Origin of the sequence: Sporomusa sp. GT1, from assembly GCF_014634905.1 — a bacterium.
In the GTDB taxonomy this organism is placed as follows: Bacteria; Bacillota; Negativicutes; order Sporomusales; family Sporomusaceae; genus Sporomusa; species Sporomusa sphaeroides.
Genome location: NZ_BMBX01000006.1, coordinates 25,629 through 45,173, shown reverse-complemented (window position 1 = coordinate 45,173; position 19,545 = coordinate 25,629). Strand labels below are relative to the sequence as shown.

At 47.2% G+C, this 19,545-nt stretch carries 18 protein-coding genes; all 18 read left to right on the top strand.

Annotated features, from left to right (window positions below; all coding sequences use genetic code 11):
• Positions 1 to 8: 8 nt before the first annotated feature.
• Positions 9 to 3,059, top strand: coding sequence for a molybdopterin-dependent oxidoreductase (locus tag GT1_RS09760; RefSeq protein ID WP_188398545.1), 3,051 nt, complete (start codon positions 9 to 11; stop codon positions 3,057 to 3,059).
• Between the two features lie 47 nt (positions 3,060 to 3,106).
• Positions 3,107 to 3,997: a phosphate/phosphite/phosphonate ABC transporter substrate-binding protein gene (phnD, locus tag GT1_RS09755; protein ID WP_075753530.1), complete on the top strand. Its 891-nt coding sequence runs from the start codon at positions 3,107 to 3,109 to the stop codon at positions 3,995 to 3,997.
• Between the two features lie 71 nt (positions 3,998 to 4,068).
• A complete protein-coding gene (locus tag GT1_RS09750; protein WP_188398544.1) occupies positions 4,069 to 4,836 on the top strand; it encodes a phosphonate ABC transporter ATP-binding protein in 768 nt (255 codons plus the stop codon).
• Between the two features lie 16 nt (positions 4,837 to 4,852).
• A complete protein-coding gene (gene phnE / locus GT1_RS09745) occupies positions 4,853 to 5,695 on the top strand; it encodes a phosphonate ABC transporter, permease protein PhnE (RefSeq protein ID WP_255430424.1) in 843 nt (280 codons plus the stop codon).
• Positions 5,696 to 5,736: 41 nt separating this feature from the next.
• On the top strand, positions 5,737 to 6,894 hold the full coding sequence (locus tag GT1_RS09740; RefSeq protein WP_188398542.1) for a double-cubane-cluster-containing anaerobic reductase: 1,158 nt from the start codon (positions 5,737 to 5,739) through the stop codon (positions 6,892 to 6,894).
• 3 nt (positions 6,895 to 6,897) lie between these two features.
• A complete protein-coding gene (locus GT1_RS09735; RefSeq protein ID WP_188398541.1) occupies positions 6,898 to 7,674 on the top strand; it encodes an acyl-CoA dehydratase activase in 777 nt (258 codons plus the stop codon).
• A gap of 327 nt (positions 7,675 to 8,001) precedes the next feature.
• Positions 8,002 to 8,970, top strand: a complete 969-nt coding sequence (locus tag GT1_RS09730; RefSeq protein WP_223226151.1) for an ABC transporter permease — start codon at positions 8,002 to 8,004, stop codon at positions 8,968 to 8,970.
• Positions 8,964 to 9,710 (top strand): ABC transporter ATP-binding protein, encoded by a 747-nt coding sequence (locus GT1_RS09725; protein WP_188398540.1) that lies wholly within the window; start codon positions 8,964 to 8,966, stop codon positions 9,708 to 9,710. The genes GT1_RS09730 and GT1_RS09725 overlap by 7 nt, the downstream gene beginning before the upstream one ends.
• Before the next feature lie 26 nt (positions 9,711 to 9,736).
• Positions 9,737 to 10,741, top strand: coding sequence for an ABC transporter substrate-binding protein (locus GT1_RS09720; RefSeq protein WP_188398539.1), 1,005 nt, complete (start codon positions 9,737 to 9,739; stop codon positions 10,739 to 10,741).
• A gap of 317 nt (positions 10,742 to 11,058) precedes the next feature.
• Positions 11,059 to 11,913 (top strand): ABC transporter ATP-binding protein, encoded by an 855-nt coding sequence (locus tag GT1_RS09715; protein ID WP_188398538.1) that lies wholly within the window; start codon positions 11,059 to 11,061, stop codon positions 11,911 to 11,913.
• Positions 11,913 to 12,989, top strand: coding sequence for an ABC transporter substrate-binding protein (locus tag GT1_RS09710; RefSeq protein ID WP_188398537.1), 1,077 nt, complete (start codon positions 11,913 to 11,915; stop codon positions 12,987 to 12,989). Before GT1_RS09715 ends, GT1_RS09710 begins: the two co-directional genes overlap by 1 nt.
• Before the next feature lie 178 nt (positions 12,990 to 13,167).
• Positions 13,168 to 13,926 carry an ABC transporter permease gene (locus tag GT1_RS09705; RefSeq protein WP_188398536.1) on the top strand — a complete coding sequence of 253 codons (759 nt, stop codon included), beginning with the start codon at positions 13,168 to 13,170 and terminating at the stop codon, positions 13,924 to 13,926.
• A 17-nt stretch (positions 13,927 to 13,943) separates the two neighbouring features.
• Complete coding sequence (locus GT1_RS09700) at positions 13,944 to 15,023, top strand: uroporphyrinogen decarboxylase family protein (protein WP_188398535.1); 1,080 nt, start codon at positions 13,944 to 13,946, stop codon at positions 15,021 to 15,023.
• 31 nt (positions 15,024 to 15,054) lie between these two features.
• On the top strand, positions 15,055 to 15,699 hold the full coding sequence (locus GT1_RS09695) for a corrinoid protein (RefSeq protein ID WP_188398534.1): 645 nt from the start codon (positions 15,055 to 15,057) through the stop codon (positions 15,697 to 15,699).
• A 146-nt stretch (positions 15,700 to 15,845) separates the two neighbouring features.
• On the top strand, positions 15,846 to 16,733 hold the full coding sequence (locus tag GT1_RS09690) for a hypothetical protein (RefSeq protein ID WP_075753554.1): 888 nt from the start codon (positions 15,846 to 15,848) through the stop codon (positions 16,731 to 16,733).
• Positions 16,734 to 16,830: 97 nt separating this feature from the next.
• The gene (locus GT1_RS09685; RefSeq protein ID WP_223226150.1) at positions 16,831 to 17,625 is read left to right on the top strand and encodes an ABC transporter ATP-binding protein; all 795 of its coding nucleotides are present in this window, start codon (positions 16,831 to 16,833) and stop codon (positions 17,623 to 17,625) included.
• 39 nt (positions 17,626 to 17,664) lie between these two features.
• A complete protein-coding gene (locus GT1_RS09680; RefSeq protein ID WP_188398533.1) occupies positions 17,665 to 18,762 on the top strand; it encodes an ABC transporter substrate-binding protein in 1,098 nt (365 codons plus the stop codon).
• A gap of 18 nt (positions 18,763 to 18,780) precedes the next feature.
• Positions 18,781 to 19,539: an ABC transporter permease gene (locus GT1_RS09675; RefSeq protein WP_188398532.1), complete on the top strand. Its 759-nt coding sequence runs from the start codon at positions 18,781 to 18,783 to the stop codon at positions 19,537 to 19,539.
• The last annotated feature ends 6 nt before the right edge of the window (positions 19,540 to 19,545 follow it).

The window sequence follows — 19,545 nt, the reverse complement described above, 5'->3', positions numbered from 1 at the left end:
GAGGAGCTATGGAAAAAGACTGGACTCAATTAATACATGAAAAAGTAAAGCGGCGGGAGTTTTTAAAATTGTCGGCAGCGGCCATTGCCGCCGCAGGTATCCCGCTGGCAGGCGCCGGAGCGGCTGAGGCGACCGGGGTGTTAAGTCCGCGGCGGTTCAAAAAAATCGCACCAACCGTAAAAAGTAAAAATCGTAATATTGTTCACTCTGTATGTTTGGGCTGCAATGCCCGCTGCGGCGTACGCGCCATAGTTCAAGACGGCAAGCTTGTCAAACATGCCGGAAATCCCTATCACCCATATAACACTCAGTTTCAGCCGATTGACTATAATACCCCGGTGGCTGAATCCCTGGCCGCGACGGGAACCATCTGCGGCAAAGCCGAGGAAGGCGCCAACTATCTTTACAATCCCTATCGGCTGCTGAAGCCGTTAAAGCGCTCCGGCAAAAGAGGGTCCGGCAAGTTTGAACCCATTGAATGGGAACAGTTGATTGACGAGGTTGCCAAAGGCGGGAAGCTGTTTGCCAGGCTTGGCGATATGACCGAGTACCCCGGTCTGGCCTCGCTGGACAGTGATCAGCCGATCAATCCCGATGCGCCGGAATTAGGCTCTGTCCGGAACGGTTTTATTTTCCTATCCGGCCGGGACCAAACCGGCCGCAAAGAATTTGCCGACCGGTTTGTGCGTGACGCCTTTGGTTCCATTAACCGGATCGGCCATACCGATATTTGCGGTATTGGATTCCGCATGGGAAATTGGGCGCTGACAGAAAAAAAAGAGGTTGAGTTTAAGGCCGACCCGCTGAATGCTGAATTCATGCTGGTGTTAGGCGCGAATATCTACGAAGCAACTCAGCCGGGAGTCAATACCTATGGCGCAATGGTTGCGAGACGAAACTCCGAAGGAGAGCTCAGTTTCGTAGTTGTCGATCCCCGGGCCACCAATGCTTCTGTTCATGCAAAAAATTGGATAGCGATTAAGCCCGGGCAGGACGGTGCGCTGGCGATGGGCATGATTCGCTGGATAATAGAAAATGAACGCTATAACCGCGGGTTTTTGCTTTCACCTAATGCCAATTCCGCCGCCGCGCAGGGTTATGCCTGTCACTCCAACGCAACCCATTTGGTCATAACTGACCCCAGCCATCCCAATCACCGCAAACTATTGCGGGCTGCCGACATCGACCCCGGTGTGCCGCAAGATCAGGCGAATGCTTTTATGGTGCTGGTTGACGGCAACAGACTGGTGCCTTTCGACAAGGCGGGCACTGCTCTCCTGGACTTTGCCGGTGAAGTGGTCACTGCGGCGGGGGCATCCATCAAAGTCAAGACTTCCTTCCGCCTGCTTGCCGAAGCCGCGCAGCTTCATAGCCTGGAGGAGTATGCTGGCTTAGCGGGAGTTCCTGTCAGCCAAATCATTGATATTGCCAAAGAATTTACTTCCCATGGAACGCGCGCCGCTGTTACCCAATACCACGGCGTGGGCAACTATCTGGGCGGTACTCATGCTGCCTATGCTGTTGCGGTACTGAACGCACTTGTGGGCAGTGTGGATCGCAAGGGCGGCTATTTGAAGGGCGGTGGCGGAGCGGCTGCCTGGAACAAGGGCCTTTATGATTTGACGGATTTCCCGGGTAAGCGTAAGCCTGCCGGGGTCATGATCTCGCGTGAGAAGGCTGCTTATGAAAAAACCACAGAATTTAAGCGGCATGGCTATCCGTCCAAACGTCCCTGGTTTCCCTTTACTGTCGGCGGGCTCTGCGTTGAGGCCATGAGCGGCATTGATGAACAGTACCCCTATCCTTGCAAGATACTGTTTACCTATTTCTTCAATCCGGTGTATTCCATACCCGGCGGCAACCGTTATGAAGCAACGCTGGCTGACCATAAAAAAGTTCCCCTGCATGTTTCCATTGATGTTACCGTCAATGAGAGCAATTTGTATGCTGATTACATCGTACCTGATCTAACTTATCCTGAGGGGCATTATGGCTTTTTGACCCCGCATGCCCCGGCTCTCCGCTTTACTGCCGTCCGGGTTCCCACGGTTGAGCCGTTGACGGCCAAAACCGCTGACGGGCAGGCTTACTCTCTGGAAGCCTTTTTGATTGACCTGGCCAAGGCGGCCGGTCTGCCGGGCTTTGGCGCCGGCACAGTGCCTGGCGCGCAGGCTGCCTATGGGCTGGATAGCGGCGAGGATTACTATTTGCGGGGAATTGCCAATTTGGCGGCAAATGCCAAGGTGCCTGCTGCCAGCCAGGATGAAATTGCCTTTGTGGAGGCCAATTATCCAACTGCCCGGTATAGGCATCTGCTTAAACCGGAGGAATGGGCAAAATGCTGCTATCTGCTTGCCCGCGGCGGTGTATTTCAGCAGTCCTATGAAGATGTTTTTGCCGGTGAGAACCATCGCTTTGGTGTGAAAAAAGTCGCTCTTTATAACGAGGAACTGGCAACGCAGCGCAACTCGCTCACAGGCGAATATTGCAGCGGTGTAGCCGCTTATACTGTGGCGACCACTCCGACAGGAGAGGTACTGGCCGAAGAAGATGCTGAATATGGCTATAATATGGTTACTTATAAAATGAACGTACATGCCCAGGCCCGCACCGTCTGGCATAAATGGGCCATGGAAATTTTTCCCGAGAACTATATACTTATGAACGAGCGGGATGCCGCCCGGGAGAAATTGTCAACCGGGAACAAGGTTCGCCTCATTTCCCGCAGTAACACTCAAGGTATTACCGGTAAGATAAAGGTCACCAAGCTGGTCCGGACAGGCTGTCTGGCTATTGCCCATCATTATGGACATACCATGATGGGAGCGGCTCCCCTTAGCGTTACCAACGCCAACCAGGTATTTTTCGGAGGCAACGCAGTTGCCGATAAGAAAAAATTAAAGCCTGATATGACAATCGGCAGGGGAATCAACGCCAACAACATCAGCCGTCTTGACCGGAGGCTTAATAATACCCCGCTTACCGATGCTGTCGGTGGTATTCCGGACTTCAGCAGTACCAAAGTCAAAATTGAAGTAGTTAGCCGGACGGCAGACTAGATCTTCGATGCAGCAATTATCAAAACAAAAAATAAGGAGTGGCAGTAATGAGAAAGTTAGTTATCCTGATGTTATGCATGTTTTTGATGGTAGTGGCCGCAGGCTGCGGCAAGAGTGAGGTTGCTAAACCTGCGGCAAATGAAAACTCCAAGCCGGCAACTCTGCGGGTAGGTGTTATTCCTAATCAGGCTCCTGATAAAATTAAAGCGCAATACGAACCTTTCCGCAAATATCTTCAGGAAACACTGAATATGCCTGTGGAATTGTTTGTGGCGACCGATTATGCCGGCGTGGTTGAGGCTATGGCCAATGACAAGCTGGATCTGGCGTACTTTGGCGGATTAACGTATGTGCAGGCCAAGCAAAAAGCCAAGATCCATCCCATTGTCACAGAAGTTGATCAGGAAACCGGTACAACCGAGTATTACAGCCTGATTATTGCTCCCAGCGACAGCGAGCTAAAAGAAGTAAAAGACATTAAAGGCAAGGTTTTTGCGTTTGGTGATATCAGTTCCACCTCCGGATCGCTTTATCCGCGATTTATGTTGGACAAAGCAGGCATTAAAGTGCCGGATGATCTGAAAAATGTAGTGTATTCCGGTGGCCATGACGCAACGGCACAGGCTGTTCAAAATGGCACCGTGGATGCAGGCGGTATTGAAGGCAGAATACTGGCAAAGCTGATTGCTAAAGGCACTGTCGACGGAAGTAAAATTAAAGTGTTGGAAAAACACCTGGTTGAGGGCTATCCCTGGGTAGTACGGGATGCACTGGATAAAGATCTTGAAGGTAAAATCGTTCAGGCGTTCCTTGGCATGAAGGATCCCGTACTGCTTGACCTTATGCGGGCCAAGGCTTTTGCCAAAGTGTCTGCGGAAAACTATGTGGAAGCCGACCGGGAAGCCCACAGGCTGGGTTTGGTAAATCCGAAAAAATAATTATTATTAACACAACAGGGTGAGAAAACAGGGGCACAGCCCCTGTTTTTCCGGAAATAAGAGGAGTACAAGTGATAGCAGCACAAGGTCTTCAGAAATTATATGCCAGCGGCCAGGGACTGAAAATGGTGAGCTTTTCCATTCGACCGGGAGAATTTGTCGGTGTTTTAGGCCATAGCGGTGCCGGTAAAACAACATTGATGCGGCTCCTGGCCGGTTCTATTTTTCCTACCGGCGGCAGGCTGGAAGTGCTTGGGTGTAACCTGGCCGCTGCCAGACGCAAGGATTTGCTGGATATGCGACGGCGTATCGCTACTGTTTATCAGAACTTTAATGTGGTTCCCAGTCTTGATGTTGCCCGGAATGTTATGCTGGGCCAATTGGGGCGGCGGTCGCTGCTTAATTCGGCTCGCAGTCTATTCTGGCTGGCAGATCAAGACCGCCGGACCATAATGGAGCTATTAGCCGAGCTGGGGATTGCCGAAAAAATGTACTCACCCTGCCAGGAACTGTCCGGCGGCCAGCAGCAGCGGGTGGCTATCGCCAGAGCGGTATTCAGTGACGCGGCGCTAGTACTGGCAGATGAACCGATTGCTTCTGTAGATCCGGCTACTGCCACTCTCATTATGGAACAATTTCGCACAATGCAGCAGCAGGGGAAGACCGTAATCCTAAACCTGCACCAGGTGTCAAGTGCGGTAAGCTACTGTTCGCGGCTGATTACCCTGCAGCAGGGCCGTATCGTATATGACGGGCCGCCGGGTGGGTTTGAAGCGACAGAGGCCTATAGCCTGCTTATTGGTGATGGAAAAAGGATAGGAGCCGGATGTGATGAATGAGCAGCGCAAGCATTGGATGAATTTTATATTGGCATTTGTATTAATGGCTGCCATAATCCAAAGCGGGCTTGATACAAAATTCTCGCCTACCGCATTTGCCGAGCCATCCAATATCAAGGCAATGAGCCGCTTTGCCGCAGGCCTATGGCCGCCGGAAACCGATGCTGCGTTTCTGACAGCCATCGGCAAGCTGCTCATTGAAACCGTGGAGATTTCCATAGTTGCAACCGCGCTGGCCATAGTGCTGGCTTTTCCTATGGCGTTGGCAGCCATGCGGCCGCGGGGTGAAGAATATTCCCGTACGGTCATTGGCACGCCGCTATGGCTGCTGCGCTGGTTTTGTTATCATGCCGCCCGCGCAATATTAGCGCTGTTTCGTGGTGTTCCGGAACTTATGTGGGCGCTTTTGTTCGTTGTTGCCGTTGGTCTGGGGCCTTTTCCGGGGGTATTGGCTTTGACGGCGCACAGTATCGGTATTTTAGGTAAATTATATGCTGAAATTTTTGAATCGGTAGACCTGCGCCTTGTCGAAATGACGCGGGCTACCGGTGCGTCTGAATTGCAGACACTGGCTTATGTCCGCTTACCGGTTACCCTCCCGGTATTTTTATCCTATACTTTGTTTCGTTGGGAATGCAATATGCGTTCGGCAACGGTGCTTGGTTTTGTTGGTGCCGGCGGAATCGGTACACAATTAATGATCAGTATGAAGCTGTTCATGTACCAGGAGGTTTCAACACTCATCATGGCAATATTTCTACTGGTAGTCGCCGTAGAAATGATTGGCCAGTACTTACGAACCCATATCCTCGGCGATCCCGGGAAGGTTAAGCAATCCTGTCGGATACTGTCTGAGTGAAATGCGTGTAGCTTTATATTAACGAAGGGAGAGATATGTACATGATCGAGAGGAAGACCGAGTTACCACAAATATTTGAAAGCTTTGCCGAGGCAAGACAGAATGGATTTCTCGCCATGAAGAAAATTAAGGATAGTGGCAAAGGGGTGGTGGGCCAGTTCTGTACCTATACCCCGCTGGAGATTTTTATGGCTGCCGGCCTTGTCAGTGTGGGTCTGTGTTCCACCAGTGACGAGACCATTCCCGAGGCGGAGAAAGTATTACCCAGCAACCTGTGTCCGCTGATTAAGTCCAGCTACGGCTTTGCCATCACCGACAAATGCCCGTACATGTATTTTTCTGATTTGGTGGTGGGCGAGACTACCTGTGATGGTAAAGTGAAAATGTATGAACTTTTAGCTGAAATCAAGAATGTTCATATTCTGGAGCTGCCCCGGCGGCAGGATACCCCGGAAGCCAAGGCTCTCTGGCTGGCGGAACTGGTGCGGCTGAAGGAACGGGTGGAAAAGGATTTCGGCGTTACCATTACCGATGATAATTTGCGGGATGCTATTCGCCGGCGGAATATCGAGCGCCGGCTGCTGAAGGAACTGTATGAGCTGAGCACCATGACGCCGCCGCCCATTACCGGCCTCAGGCAACTGCAAATCCTTTTCGGTTCTCAGTTTAAATTTGACTGGGACGAGAAGGTTGCGGAAATCCAGAACGCCATTGACAGCATCAAGGCAGCCTATGCAGCAGGGGAACGCCCGGTTGCAGACACCGCGCCCCGGATTCTCATTACCGGCTGTCCTATGGGCGGTGTTACCGAAAAGGTGGTTAAAGTCATCGAAGAAGCCGGTGCCGTCGTTGTTGCTTATGAAAACTGTACCGGTGCCAAGCAGTTGGATCGGCAATGCCCGGAGGCAGGCGATCCGATGACCAGCATCGCCGATCATTATCTGCAGATTGGCTGTGCGATTATGACACCTGACAAGAACCGGTTTGAGTTGTTGGAACGTCTCTGTGAACAGTTTCAGGTCGACGGCGTGGTGGAGATGACGCTGCAGGCCTGTCATCCCTACGCAGTGGAGGCGCATTCGGTTAAGGAGTTCATGCAGAAAAAGGGCATTCCCTACCTGCAACTGGAAACCGACTACGGCACTGCCGATATTGGCCAGCTGTCCACCCGGGCCGGTGCCTTTGTGGAGATGTTATAGATAATGATCAAAGCATCAATCGGTATTGACTGCGGTTCTGCCGCATGCAAAGGCGTCCTCCTTCAGGAGGACGCCATCCTTGCTTCCTGCGTTAAGCCCACCAGCTGGAGCCCGCGGGACACTGCCCGGGCGGTTTTGGAACAGCTCTTGTCTCAGACAGGGCTTGCACAAGAAAATGTACAGATTATTGCAACAGGCTATGGCCGGGTAAGCATTGACTTTGCCCACCGGACTGTAACCGAAATCACCTGCCATGCCCTGGGAGCCGACTACCTGCTGCCTGGTGTGCGCACCGTTATTGATATTGGCGGTCAGGATTCCAAGGTAATTGCCGTGGAAGCCGGACAGGTCCTGGCTTTCCAGATGAATACCAAATGTGCTGCAGGTACCGGCCGGTTTCTGGAAATGTCGGCAAACCGGATGGGGATTGATCTGGCGGAATTTGCCGATTTGCTTACTACCGGCAAAAGCTGTTCGTTAAGCAGCATGTGCGCTGTGTTTGCCGATTCGGAAATCGTCTCCCAACTGGCAGCGGGAAAAAGCCGTGAAGAAGTGGCTGGCGGTATTGTTCAATTAGTGGCCGACCGCACGGCTGCGTTAGCCGCCAGGGTGGACGCTGCGCCGCCCATACTGCTGACAGGCGGTTTGGCAGATATAGAGGGGCTGCGGTTGGCGCTGGCCAAGCAGCTTGGCCATCCGGTGGCTGCTGCCGGGTTATCCCGCTTTGCCGGCGCGATTGGCGCGGCAAGGACGTATTGGCGAAAAAGAGTAAGAAAATAGGCTGTCGGCCGCGCAGAGAATGTAACAATCCTGACAAGGCCTATTAATTATTTCAATAGAGTAGTTGTAAGCAGGTTCAGGGCAGTAACAGGGGCGGAGCGCCCCTTGTTACTGCCTTGAGTTTATATTTTCAAGTATTTCCGTAAACAGCTTCTCCTGCATTTTTATGCTGCATTATAGAACATATCAATAGTGGTTGGATTTACCAATTGAAAAACACGATTAGTGCATTTTAAGTATCTATGTTAGGATAACACTCAGGAAATTCGCCTGCTGTCCTAGTAGGCACCTAGTGGCAAACGATAAATTTTTAAGGGGTTTTCCGCAGTGGAATCTATAAGAAAAGTAATTTTTGACAAACGAGTGCTATTGCCGCTTGTTTCTTCCTTACTTGCACTTGCCTTACACATTTTTTTACCAAAGCACAGCGATATACTGGCAAAGGATTTTTCTTATTTTACCTATTCGTTAGCCGGATTATCGGCAGTATGTGCTGTATTTGCAATCATGTCCCTGTATAGCGAGCGAGTAAGAGTTGCCTATGCCTATAAATCAGCTTTCATCGCCGGCATGATTTTACTTATCAATATCTATAATGTAATTACTTTAAAATTCATGTTGATTCCCGGCGTGTATTTTCCTTATCCAGATAAAATAATCCATGTATTTTATACCCATGGATTATTTATGCTAAAGTGCTTGGCTCATTCCCTCGGGCTGCTGGGGTTAGGCGTGTTAGGGGGCGGAATAACCGGAGTTTTGACAGGAATCGCTGTAGGGTGCAGTAAACGCGCCAGCTACTGGATTAATCCTTTTATAAAATTAATCGGGCCCATCCCGGCGATTGTATGGATTCCGATAGCTTTAGTTGTTTTCTCGACATCTTTCAGTGCAAGTGCATTTATTATTGGTCTTAGTGTCTGGTTCCCGACAGCAGTGCTTACCAGCTCAGGCATTGCTAACATAGAAAATGCCTATTTTGAGGTTTCAAGCACGCTGGGGGCTAGTCCGGTATATAAGGTTTTGAAAATAGCGGTGCCAGGAGCGCTTCCTTCGATGTTTATCGGATTTTTTAACGGCATAACCTCAGCGTTTTTAACACTTATGACCGCTGAGATGGTGGGGGTCAAATTTGGTATAGGCTGGTATATAAACTGGCAGCGTGAAACCATGTCCTATGCTAATGTATATGCAGGGCTCATCGTTATCGGCATAACCTGTTTTCTGGTGGTGACACTTTTGTTTAAAACCAGGGATAAGCTTCTTATCTGGCAGCAAGGAGTTATCAAGTGGTAGGAAAAATAGAGATAAAAAATGCCCAAAAAATCTTCAAAGGTCCGGATGGAGAAAATGTTGTTGCCATTAACGGCTTAGACCTTAGCATTAATGCCGGTGAATTTATATCCCTGGTAGGGCCGTCAGGGTGTGGAAAGTCTACTTTATTAAGACTGATAACAGGCCTTGACCGGGCAACAGAGGGAATCATAACCCTGGACGAAGAGGAAATTACAGAACCAGGCTGCGATAGAGGCTTGGTTTTTCAAAACCCCAAGCTTTTTCCCTGGAGTAATATTTATGATAATGTGGCCTTTGGACTAAAGGCCAGGAATGTATATAAAGAAAAAAAGCACGAGGTAAATGAATTTATCAACATGGTCGGGCTTAAAGGTTTTGAAAAAGTGTATCCCCATCATCTATCAGGGGGGATGGCGCAAAGAGCGGCACTGGCCAGGGCGCTGATCAATCATCCGAAGGTTCTGCTCTTAGATGAGCCGCTAGGCGCACTTGACGCACTGACAAGGGTTACTATGCAGGATGAGATTATCAAAATATGGCAGGAAAGAAAAACAACCATGATCATGGTCACCCATGATGTGGAAGAGGCTATATATATGAGTAACCGGGTTGTGGTAATGACACCAAGACCGGCAAAAATAGATGAAATAATTGACATTAACTTACCCTATCCCAGGGTGCGTGATTCAAATAAATTTTTAAAGCTGAGAGGGAAAATATTAGGGGTAATTAATGGATAGTAAAGAAACAGGCGGAGGGGTTAATTGTGAAAAAGAGTAAGGGTTATGTGGCTTTATGTTTAGTTTTAATGATGATTGCTGCCACGCTTGCAGGCTGCAGTAATACGGCTAAGGAAACAGCTGCTGCTAAAAAAGATGACTATGTTGTGAAAATACCTGTTTCCGGAGGCTTGTGCAATGCGCCGTTGCATGTTGCTCTTGACAAAGGAATGTTTGAAGAAGCAGGAATCAAGTATGAGATTACCAAAATTGAGACTAATACGGTTGACCTGATGGTAGCAGGCAAAGCAGATGCATTTTCTGAGATGCTGCCTGCCATGATCCAGCAAATTAATAATGGCTTAGATGTAAATATCGCTATGGGCATACATACAGGCTGCCTGAAATTAATCACCAAGAAGGATTCACCGATCAATAGTGTCAAGGATCTCAAAGGCAAAAAAATTGGTGTGCCGGGACTGGCAAGCTCGCAAGCGATAATTGCACAAAGAGCGTTATTGGCAGCAGGCATAGGTGCTTCGCCTGAGAATATGGAAGTGGAGTTTGTGGTTTATAATCAGCCGGAACTGCCCATAGCTCTTAAAAATGGTCAAGTGGATGTTATCGGCATGAGTGACCCGGCAGCCAGTTTATTTGTAGCAGATGAAGGTGCGAAATTAATATTGGATACTGCTGTAGATCCTGAATATAAGAATGAGTATTGCTGCGTACTGGTATTAAGACCCGACTTTGTTAAACAGCATCCGGAAATAGCCAAAAAATATGTGGGTGTTATAAAAAAAGCAGGCGAATATGTACAAAACCATCCGGAAGAAGTTGCAAAAATGCAAGTAGATAAAAAAATAGTCGCCTTAGGCAATCCAGAGTTTAATGCAGGTATATTAAAAACCTACAAGTTTATACCTTCAGTTCCGGAGGGGAAACAATCGTTCAAAAATAACCTTGAAGATTTGCAAAGGTTAAAAATAATCAGCAAGGACTTGGATTTAGAGCAAGTTATTAAGAAAGTATATCTGGAATTTGATAAATAATGTAATCTTGAGCAGGCATTGTGATAATTGCTGAATTCTACGGATATTGTTTATATTTTTACATTAAGGAAAATATCTGAGAAATTAAGTGAAAAAAGATAACCCTGACAGCATTGGCTGCAGGGTTATCTTTTTCACGTATTTATAGCATTTATCGATTGATGTCGAATTTTATAATTGAAAAATGCAATTAGTGTATTCTAATTATCTATGTTAGGATGACACCAAGAAAGTTTTGCCAAATTCGCTCTGTAAAGATTGGTTTATATTTAAACTTTTGCGAAAGTTGGAAGCAACGGGACGAAGTGGAGGTCAAAATGTTAGAAGTATCAATGGACAATTTACAATTTGGCTATGGTGAAGAGTTGGTTTTAAGTGGCTTGAACTATAATGCCAAAGCCGGTGATTTTGTTTGTCTTTTGGGGCAGTCTGGCTGCGGCAAAAGTACGCTGTTGCGATTGATTGCAGGACTGGAAAAGTCAAATCCGGGACAACTGATGGTTGGCGGCAAGCCTGTTGACGGGCCAAGCCTGGACAGAACTATGGTGTTCCAGGATTATGGCTTATTCCCCTGGATGACAGCAGGTGATAACATCTGCATTGCATTAAAGCAGAAATATAAGACCTGGGACAAGCCTAAGCTTAAAGAGGTAGCTTTGGAATGGACGCGCAATCTGGGCTTGGACGAGGAGCTGTTTGACAAATACCCAATGAACCTTTCCGGGGGGCAAAAGCAGCGCTTTGCAACCGCCCGTGCTTTTGCAATTGATGCTCCGCTGCTTTTGATGGATGAGCCTTTTGGGGCTTTGGATGCCGTCACTAAAGCCTTGCTGCAGGACACCGTTCTAGAGCTGTGGCAAAACGGCAAGGAAAAGCGTAAAACTATTTTTTTTGTAACTCACAGTGTTGATGAGGCATTACTATTAGCGACAGACATTCTGGTTTTAGGACAAGCTCCCAGCAAAATTATTTATACCCATTCATTTACTGAAGCAACAAAGCCTACTCGGGAAACTCTGTTTACCGATCCGGCGGTATTGGATTTGCGCAACCGTCTTACCCAAATCATTTATGATGAAATAAATGAAAAAGCACTCCGCTTGAAGCAGCAAAAGGCTGCTGATAAGAGCTCAGATAAAACAACAATTTTTAACAGAAAGAAGGCTATATAATGAAAAAAATCTTACCGGTAATTATACTCTGTTTGATTATGATGCTTGCCCTTGTGGGATGCGGCACAAATGCCCCTGCCAGTGGTACTGCCGATACCAAGGGTAAAGCAAACAAAGATGTTTTAAAAATTTCCGTTGCTGCCCAAAACAATTCCGGGCAGGTTTTCCAGTATATGGCTGAGGCGCGCGGCTTCTTACAGGAAGAAGGCATTGATGTCAATATGGTATATATCAACAACGTGACCGATGCTTTGACCGCTCTGTCCGGCGGCAAGGTTGATGTATTATCTACATATGGCACAGGCGGTCCCTTAATTCAAATTGCCAATGGGCAAGACTTCACCATTTTCGGCGGCTATATGATTATCGGTGAAACACCGATCTATGGTAAACGTGAAACGGAATGGAAAAACCTAGAGAGCTTTCGCGGCAAAAAAATCGGTATCACCCGTGGCGGAACGGCTGATACCGTGATAAGAGGCATATTATCTGAGGCCGGCCTTCTTAATGATGTAACCTTTGTTGAATATAAGAAAAATCAAGAGGTCTTGCAGGCTATAGCAGCCGGCGAGGTTGACTTTGGCGGTACCGCAACCGGTCATCAATTGCAAGCTGCCGACTTGGGCTTGGATGTCAAGATGTGGCCTGATGAATATTGGCCGAACCATTCCTGCTGCCGTATGCTTGCTACCAGCGCCTGGATAAAGGACGAAAAAAATCAAGAAGCGCTGTATCGTATGCTGCGCGCATATTTGCGGGCTGAAGAAGCCATGCAGGGCAACAAGGATGAAGTAGTTGATTTGGTTGTAAAAAAACTTGATCTTGATAAACCCACTGTAACAAGCTTTGTTAAAAGCGAGCATATGAAATATGACTCTGATCCGTTTAAAAACAGTGTAATCAAAATGTGGGACAGGATGATCAAATTCGGTTATATCAAAGAAAACAATATTCCAATTGCAGAGCATATCAATACCAGCATTTACAAAAAAGCGTTAGAATCTTTGATTAAGGACTATCCGAATAGCCAGTTCTTCAAAGATAAGCTTGTTCAATTCAATCAGAATAACTCATAGTTACTATTGAACGGCAAATTAAGATTCCCGCCTCTATAGGCGGTGTTAGTTCAGGTGGGGCAGAGTCCCCGCCTGAACCTCTGCTGTTTCAGCTTGCTGAAACGAGTTCATTGTTTGGGTGAAGATATTATAACATGGCAGCGGGTCTGCCATGTTGGAAAAGAGGGTATTTTAACTGATGGCTAAATTCGCAAAAGAGTATGGCGGCATTATTGCCATAGGTATGTGTTTGTTGCTTGGCTATATCTTGCTGACCGATGTGCTAGGCGTTTTATCCGCGTTTCTTTTTCCCAGTATCTTTAAAGTCATAAAGCTATTTCCACAATATATTGACCAACTGATGACCGGTTTGTTAAGCTCTTTATTCTTGCTGGTTACCGCTTATGTTTTGGCGGTTATCACTGCTATTACACTTGGCACAATTATTGGCTTAAAAAGCGGTCTGCGCAAAAACGTGACACCTTATATCTATGCCTTCAGCGCTATTCCGGTACCGCTCTTAACGCCATATGCTATCAATTTACTGCCGACTTTCCAGGCAGCTTCCATCTTCTTGATTTGGCTTGCTGCCTTTTGGGTTATTTTTGGGACAACCATTGGTGCTGTTATGAGTATTGACAAACGGTATTTGGAAACCGCGGCAATCTTGGAAATGTCTAAAGCCGAGAAGCTTTTTTCGATAATTCTGCCGGCAGCATCTCCCAGTATTTTAGTGGGCTGTTCCATAGCATTAACCTTATCGTTTATGATGCTGGCTGTTGCCGAAATGTTTGGCGCAAGATCCGGTATGGCTCATTTTGTCCAATACTATTCCGACTTTGCAAAATTTGATGTGGTAATGCTCGGTTTTTTGTTTACATCAGCGGTTTTGGTTTTAATTATGTACATCTTTGATACAATCAAACACCGGATTTTACATTGGACGATCAATAACTGATAAAGGATTGAATTGACATGCAAGATCAAATGACGCCGGCGCAAAGAGCGGCTGCTATCGCCAAGGGCTCTCTGGCAGACAGATTGCCCTGTAACCCCAATCTTGCCAATGGTACTGCCAGGATTTACGGTTGTAAAATTTCCGAGTTTAAGCATAATCCTAAAGCTATTGCCCAGGCGCAAATGGCGGCATATCATAAGTTCGGCGGCGACAGCTTGCGGATTTTTACTGATTTATTCCCCTGGGCGGAAGCAATGGGAGCAACCGTTTCCTATCCCGAGGATGATACGGCTGATTTGTTAAAACCGGCAATTATCAGCGTACAGGATATTGATAAGCTTCGTCCTGCTGATCCCTATAAGGACGGACGGCTGCCGGTGCAACTGGAAGCAATGAAATATTTAAAGGAGCTGGCCAAGGATGAAGTACCCTGCTCTGCCGGTATTGTCGGCGCATTTACTAATGCATTTTTTCTGTTCAGTACCAATGAAACACTGAAGCTTATCCACAAAAATCCACAAGCAGTACATAAGCTGTGCCGGGTTTCTCTTGAAACCTGTAAAGCTTATGCTCAAGCGGCACTGGATATTGGTTTGAATCCCACCATATCAGAGCCCATGTCGTCTTGTACGGTAGTCAGTCCCAAGGTTTTTCGGGAGTTTTCGCTGCCATATCTTAAAGAGCTCGTAGAATTCATCAAAAGCTATGGGCCTAACCCTGTCATTCATATTTGCGGACAGACCAAAAAAATCTGGAAAGATGTTGCAGACCTTGGGATTGGCGGGATGAGTATTGATAATGTAGCAAGCTTACAGGAGTGTAAGCTTGCCATTGGCTCCCAAACCAAAATTATGGGTAATGTAGATCCCGGCGGGATTATGTACTCAGGAACGCCGCAAGATGTCCGCCTTAAAACCCTGGAGGGGATTTTGGATGCTTATGATTCTCCTAAGGGTTATGTGGTTATGTCAGGGTGCAGCCTGCCTGTGGAAACCCCATTGGAAAATATCCAAATGATGATGGATACTGTACGCGAGGTTGGTTATCCTGTTTGCCCTGAGCGTGTTATAGAAATGATTCAAGGCTGTAAGCAATAGGCAAATTGGCTTAAGAAGGGACTAGATTGCGATGACAGGCAAGGAAGAATTATTAAAATTATTAGCGGCATGCGTAGTGGAAATGGAAGATGAAAAAATCATTCCAACAGCACAAGCCTATATAAAGGCCGGTTATCCCGCCGCCGAAGGCATTTTGCATGGCTTGGTGGAGGGAATGAATAAGGCTGCCGATTTATACGAGAATGAAGAATATTTTATACCTGAGCTGCTGATTTGTTCTGATGCCATGTATAACGGTTTGGATGTTTTAAGCCCGCATCTGGGTAAACATGAGTTTCAGAAAAAGGCCAAGGTAGTCATCGGCGTTGTCGAAGGTGACACCCATGATATTGGGAAGAATATCGTGAAAATTATGCTGGAAACAGCCGGGTATGAAATTATCGACTTAGGCCGTGATGTTCCGGCTGCAGCTTTTATTGAGTGTGTTAAAAACACGGGAGCAAGTGTGGTTGCCCTTGCAACCTTGATGTCCACCAGCACCGGTAATATGAAAAAAGTCATTGAATTACTGCAGCAAGCAGGCCTGCGTGAAGGTGTAAAGGTTATTGTCGGCGGCGGCCCTATTTCAGCGGCTTTTGCCGAGAAGATAGGTGCTGACGGATATGCTGTAAATGCCGTGGAAGCCGTGAAACTGGCAGATAGATTAGTCGGATAACAACAAATGTGTTGTGAGCACTTACTGATTTACAAAAGAATATCCTAATGCTTCATTATGCTCAGGAGATTGGAACGGCGTTTTAATTTACAAAATTGAAAATCATGTTTATGCATAGAGAATATAAGCTAAAGGAGGTGAAATTCATGCAGCAATTTACTCAGGAACTAAAGGAGTTCGCTTTAGCCCAGGGAGCTGATCTGGTGGGGATCGCCAAAGCAGCTGATCTGGATGAGTACTTTACTCCGCCCCACCGTCCGCAAGATCTTATGCCAAATGTAAAAACCATCATTGTCATGGCACTTCACATTCCGGACGGTTCCATAGAGGCCCAGAAAAGGGAGGTTACCAATTATTCCTACAGCATTTTCGGGTTTACCCACCTGAATAAAGAATTAGACGCTCTCACTTACCGTGTAACCCGGTATATGGAAAAGGGCGGCTATGAAGCTCTGCCGATACCGGGTAAGGGCAGCCATTATTGGGAGCAGAAAAAGTTTTATGGACCATTTTCCTTCCGGCATGCGGCCGTTGCGGCAGGATTGGGTGAAATTGGCTGGAGCGGACTTTTTCTTACGCCAGAGTTTGGCTCAAGGCAGCGGTTGACAGTCATTCTTACCGATGCCGCTTTAATTACTGACCCGCCCTTTGCCGGTTCGGTATGCACCAAGTGCTTTGACTGTATCAAAAATTGCCCGGCAGGTGCGATTCAAAAGACAGAATGGACGAAAACCATAGGCGGACGGCCATTGACCTATGGTGTTGTCGACGGCGACCGCTGTTACTGGGTTGCCAGAGGCTTGACGACCAAGGCGTGGCCGAATGCCCCTTTTAATCCCAATGTTGATGTAGAAAAAACAGTGCCGATGACTGCTGAGGAAAAGTTTAACGCCTTATGGAAAAAAAGGGATGCGCGGCTGCGGGCCAGTGAACATGATGTCGACAGCTATGGCGCTACCATCTGCGGACGGTGTATGGCATTTTGCAGTGCAGGCAGCCGGGCCATGCAGGCTAGGATGAAAAGAAATATATGATGTACGGGATTGATATTGAAAATGTGGTGTTGTGGATGGAAAGAACTTCTGTCGCGTTGAATGGTCTGTTAATTTTGAATATACATGCATAAGGGAGGTGAGTGCGATACATGATGTGAAAATTGAAGGGCTTTCTTTTGCCTATAAAAACGATAACAGATTAATTCTGAAAGACATCAGCATCGATGTGCAAGCCGGGACCTTTGTGGCGTTGCTGGGGCAGTCCGGCTGTGGAAAAAGTACCTTCCTGCGTCTTCTGGCCGGCTTGGAGACTGCCACTGCAGGAACAATCCTTTTAGATGATCGGCCGGTAAGCGGGGCCAGTCTGGATAAAGGCATGGTTTTTCAGGACTATGGACTATTTCCGTGGATGACAGCTGGAGAAAATATCATGCTGGCTTTAAAACAGCGCTTTCCTCAGCAAGACAAAAAGAAACTGAAACAGTTGGCGCTTGACACATTACATGCAGTAGGTCTGGATGAGTCGGTATATCGTAAGCTGCCTAAAGAGCTGTCCGGCGGTATGAAACAGCGATGTGCCATTGCCCAGGCGTTCGGTATTGATCCTCCGATCTTGTTAATGGACGAGCCATTTGGAGCGTTAGATGCAGTGACCCGTGCGCGGCTGCAGGATTTGGTGCTGAAGCTGTGGTCTCAGGAGAATCCCCAAAAGACTGTGTTTTTCGTTACCCACGATGTAGATGAGGCACTGCTCCTGGCTAACCGAATCATTGTTTTCGGACAGTCTCCCAGCAACATAATCTACGAATGCTCCATTCCGGCAGACCAGCGACCCACCCGGGAAACCCAGTTTGATAATCCGGAGCTTCTGGAACTGCGCAATACGTTGATCTTCCAAATCAATAAGGATGTGGTATCCCGCATTTCTTAAGCGGTATTATTACTCAAATAATTTAAAAGGAGAGTACACATGAAAGTAAGAATTGGTTTATCGATTTTGGCACTGACGGTTATGATTACCATGGCGGGTTGCGGTGGAAACAGCAGCAATTCTACCCCTGCCAGCACTCCCAAATCTACTGACGCAGCGAAAGCAGCACCTGAAACCAGTGTGGTCAGGTGGAACTATGGCACCAGCGGCAACGTAATGGTTACCATTGCGGAAAAGAAGGGATACTTCAAGGATGAGGGTATAACCCTTGAAATGGTTCCTGCCACTGCCAATGCTGATGCTATGGCACTCTTGGCTACCGGCAAGGCAGATGTTGCTTCCAATGCCGGCACCAGCAACCCCTTGCAGCAGATTGCTTCCGGCGTAGATTTGACCATATTCGGCGGACATATGGTGGATGGCAGTATGCCTATTGTTGCACGCAAGGGTACTACATGGAACGGTGTTCAAGACCTGATAGGCAAGAAGTTTGCCTGCAATCCCTCCTATTTCGCATTTACCGGCGCTGTTATGGATTTGGGGTATAATGATCCTCTCAAGGCTGTGGAATGGGTTACCTATACCAATTATAATGATGCTTTGGCCGCTGTGGTGCGTGGCGAGGTGGATTATGCCCTCATGGGTACCGGCCAGAATTATGCTGTGAAAAATATGAAAGAAATTGATATTGTGGCCTGGCAGGGCGATGTTATGAAAAACTATTCCTGCTGCCGTCTGGTTGCCCCAACATCGTTTGTAAAGAACAATCCCAATACCGTCAAGGGTATAATGAAGGCTTTGATTCGCGCCCAGCGCTATTATGAGGCTAATAAGAATGAGGCTATCACCCTGCAGGCCGAAAACATTAAAACCTCTAATGAGTATGTGGCTGCCTATATGCTTAATGATAACTATGTAGTGAGCCCGGATCCCCTCAAAAATTCGGTTATCCGTGCATGGGGGATTCTGGATAAGACCGGTTTCCTAAACAAAAAAGCCAAGGACATAAACATTGCTGACCATATCAATACAGATCTGTACAAAGCTGCTTTGGATGAAGTAACCGCACAATATGGAAGTGAAGACCCCGAATTCTATAAAAAGCTGCAGGCTTTTTACCAGGAAAATAACTCCTAATCAGCCATAAGGAGTACTATGGACAGGTTCAAGAATTTTTTTAAAAAATACTGGCTTACTGTCTGCATATATGTGGCATTAATTTTGCTGTATGTGTATGCGACAAAAAGCGGGCGGGCAAATCCGTATCTATTTCCCGAGGTGGAGGCGATTTGGGCTGCCTTTTCCAACAATCAGGGGGTTATGCTGCTCAACATGGTGTCATCCTTCAAGCTGATGATTCCATCTATTCTAATATCCCTGGCCATTGCGCTCATCCTGGGTACAATCCTGGGGTTAACCGAATGGCTCAGAGATGCGCTTTATCCGATCATTTACGCATTCAGTGTGATACCGTCAATCCTGCTGTCTCCCTTCGCGCTGTTGTTAGCTCCCAATTTCACGGTAGCATCCATATTCCTGATTTCCTATGGCACTGTCTGGACGACCCTTTTTGCTACAATAACCGGTATAATGACCATTGATAAGCGTTATCTGGACAAAGCGGCCACGCTAGAGCTCAGTGGAATCAAATTGATGACAAAAGTTATTCTGCCGGCGGCCAGTCCCTCTATTTTAGCAGGCTTCGTCAGTTCACTGCGCGGTACTTTTTTGATGCTGGTATATGTAGAGATGTACGGCACTCAGTATGGCATGGGATTCTTTGTGAAAAAGTATTCGGAATTTGGCCTGTACGATCATACCTGGGTAGGGTTTATCTTCATGGTAATTATACTGGTTATTGTGATGCAGCTTTTTGAAATGATGAAAAAGTATATACTTAAGTGGACGATTTGATAACAG

Coding starts and splice junctions, on each gene's coding strand:
- GT1_RS09705 (WP_188398536.1), top strand. CDS start 13,168: ATGGCTAAATTCGCAAAAGAGTATGGCGGCATTATTGCCATAGGTATG.
- GT1_RS09710 (WP_188398537.1), top strand. CDS start 11,913: ATGAAAAAAATCTTACCGGTAATTATACTCTGTTTGATTATGATGCTT.
- GT1_RS09680 (WP_188398533.1), top strand. CDS start 17,665: ATGAAAGTAAGAATTGGTTTATCGATTTTGGCACTGACGGTTATGATT.
- phnD (WP_075753530.1), top strand. CDS start 3,107: ATGAGAAAGTTAGTTATCCTGATGTTATGCATGTTTTTGATGGTAGTG.
- GT1_RS09760 (WP_188398545.1), top strand. CDS start 9: ATGGAAAAAGACTGGACTCAATTAATACATGAAAAAGTAAAGCGGCGG.
- GT1_RS09675 (WP_188398532.1), top strand. CDS start 18,781: ATGGACAGGTTCAAGAATTTTTTTAAAAAATACTGGCTTACTGTCTGC.
- GT1_RS09735 (WP_188398541.1), top strand. CDS start 6,898: ATGATCAAAGCATCAATCGGTATTGACTGCGGTTCTGCCGCATGCAAA.
- GT1_RS09700 (WP_188398535.1), top strand. CDS start 13,944: ATGCAAGATCAAATGACGCCGGCGCAAAGAGCGGCTGCTATCGCCAAG.
- GT1_RS09695 (WP_188398534.1), top strand. CDS start 15,055: ATGACAGGCAAGGAAGAATTATTAAAATTATTAGCGGCATGCGTAGTG.
- GT1_RS09690 (WP_075753554.1), top strand. CDS start 15,846: ATGCAGCAATTTACTCAGGAACTAAAGGAGTTCGCTTTAGCCCAGGGA.
- GT1_RS09740 (WP_188398542.1), top strand. CDS start 5,737: ATGATCGAGAGGAAGACCGAGTTACCACAAATATTTGAAAGCTTTGCC.
- phnE (WP_255430424.1), top strand. CDS start 4,853: ATGAATTTTATATTGGCATTTGTATTAATGGCTGCCATAATCCAAAGC.
- GT1_RS09715 (WP_188398538.1), top strand. CDS start 11,059: ATGTTAGAAGTATCAATGGACAATTTACAATTTGGCTATGGTGAAGAG.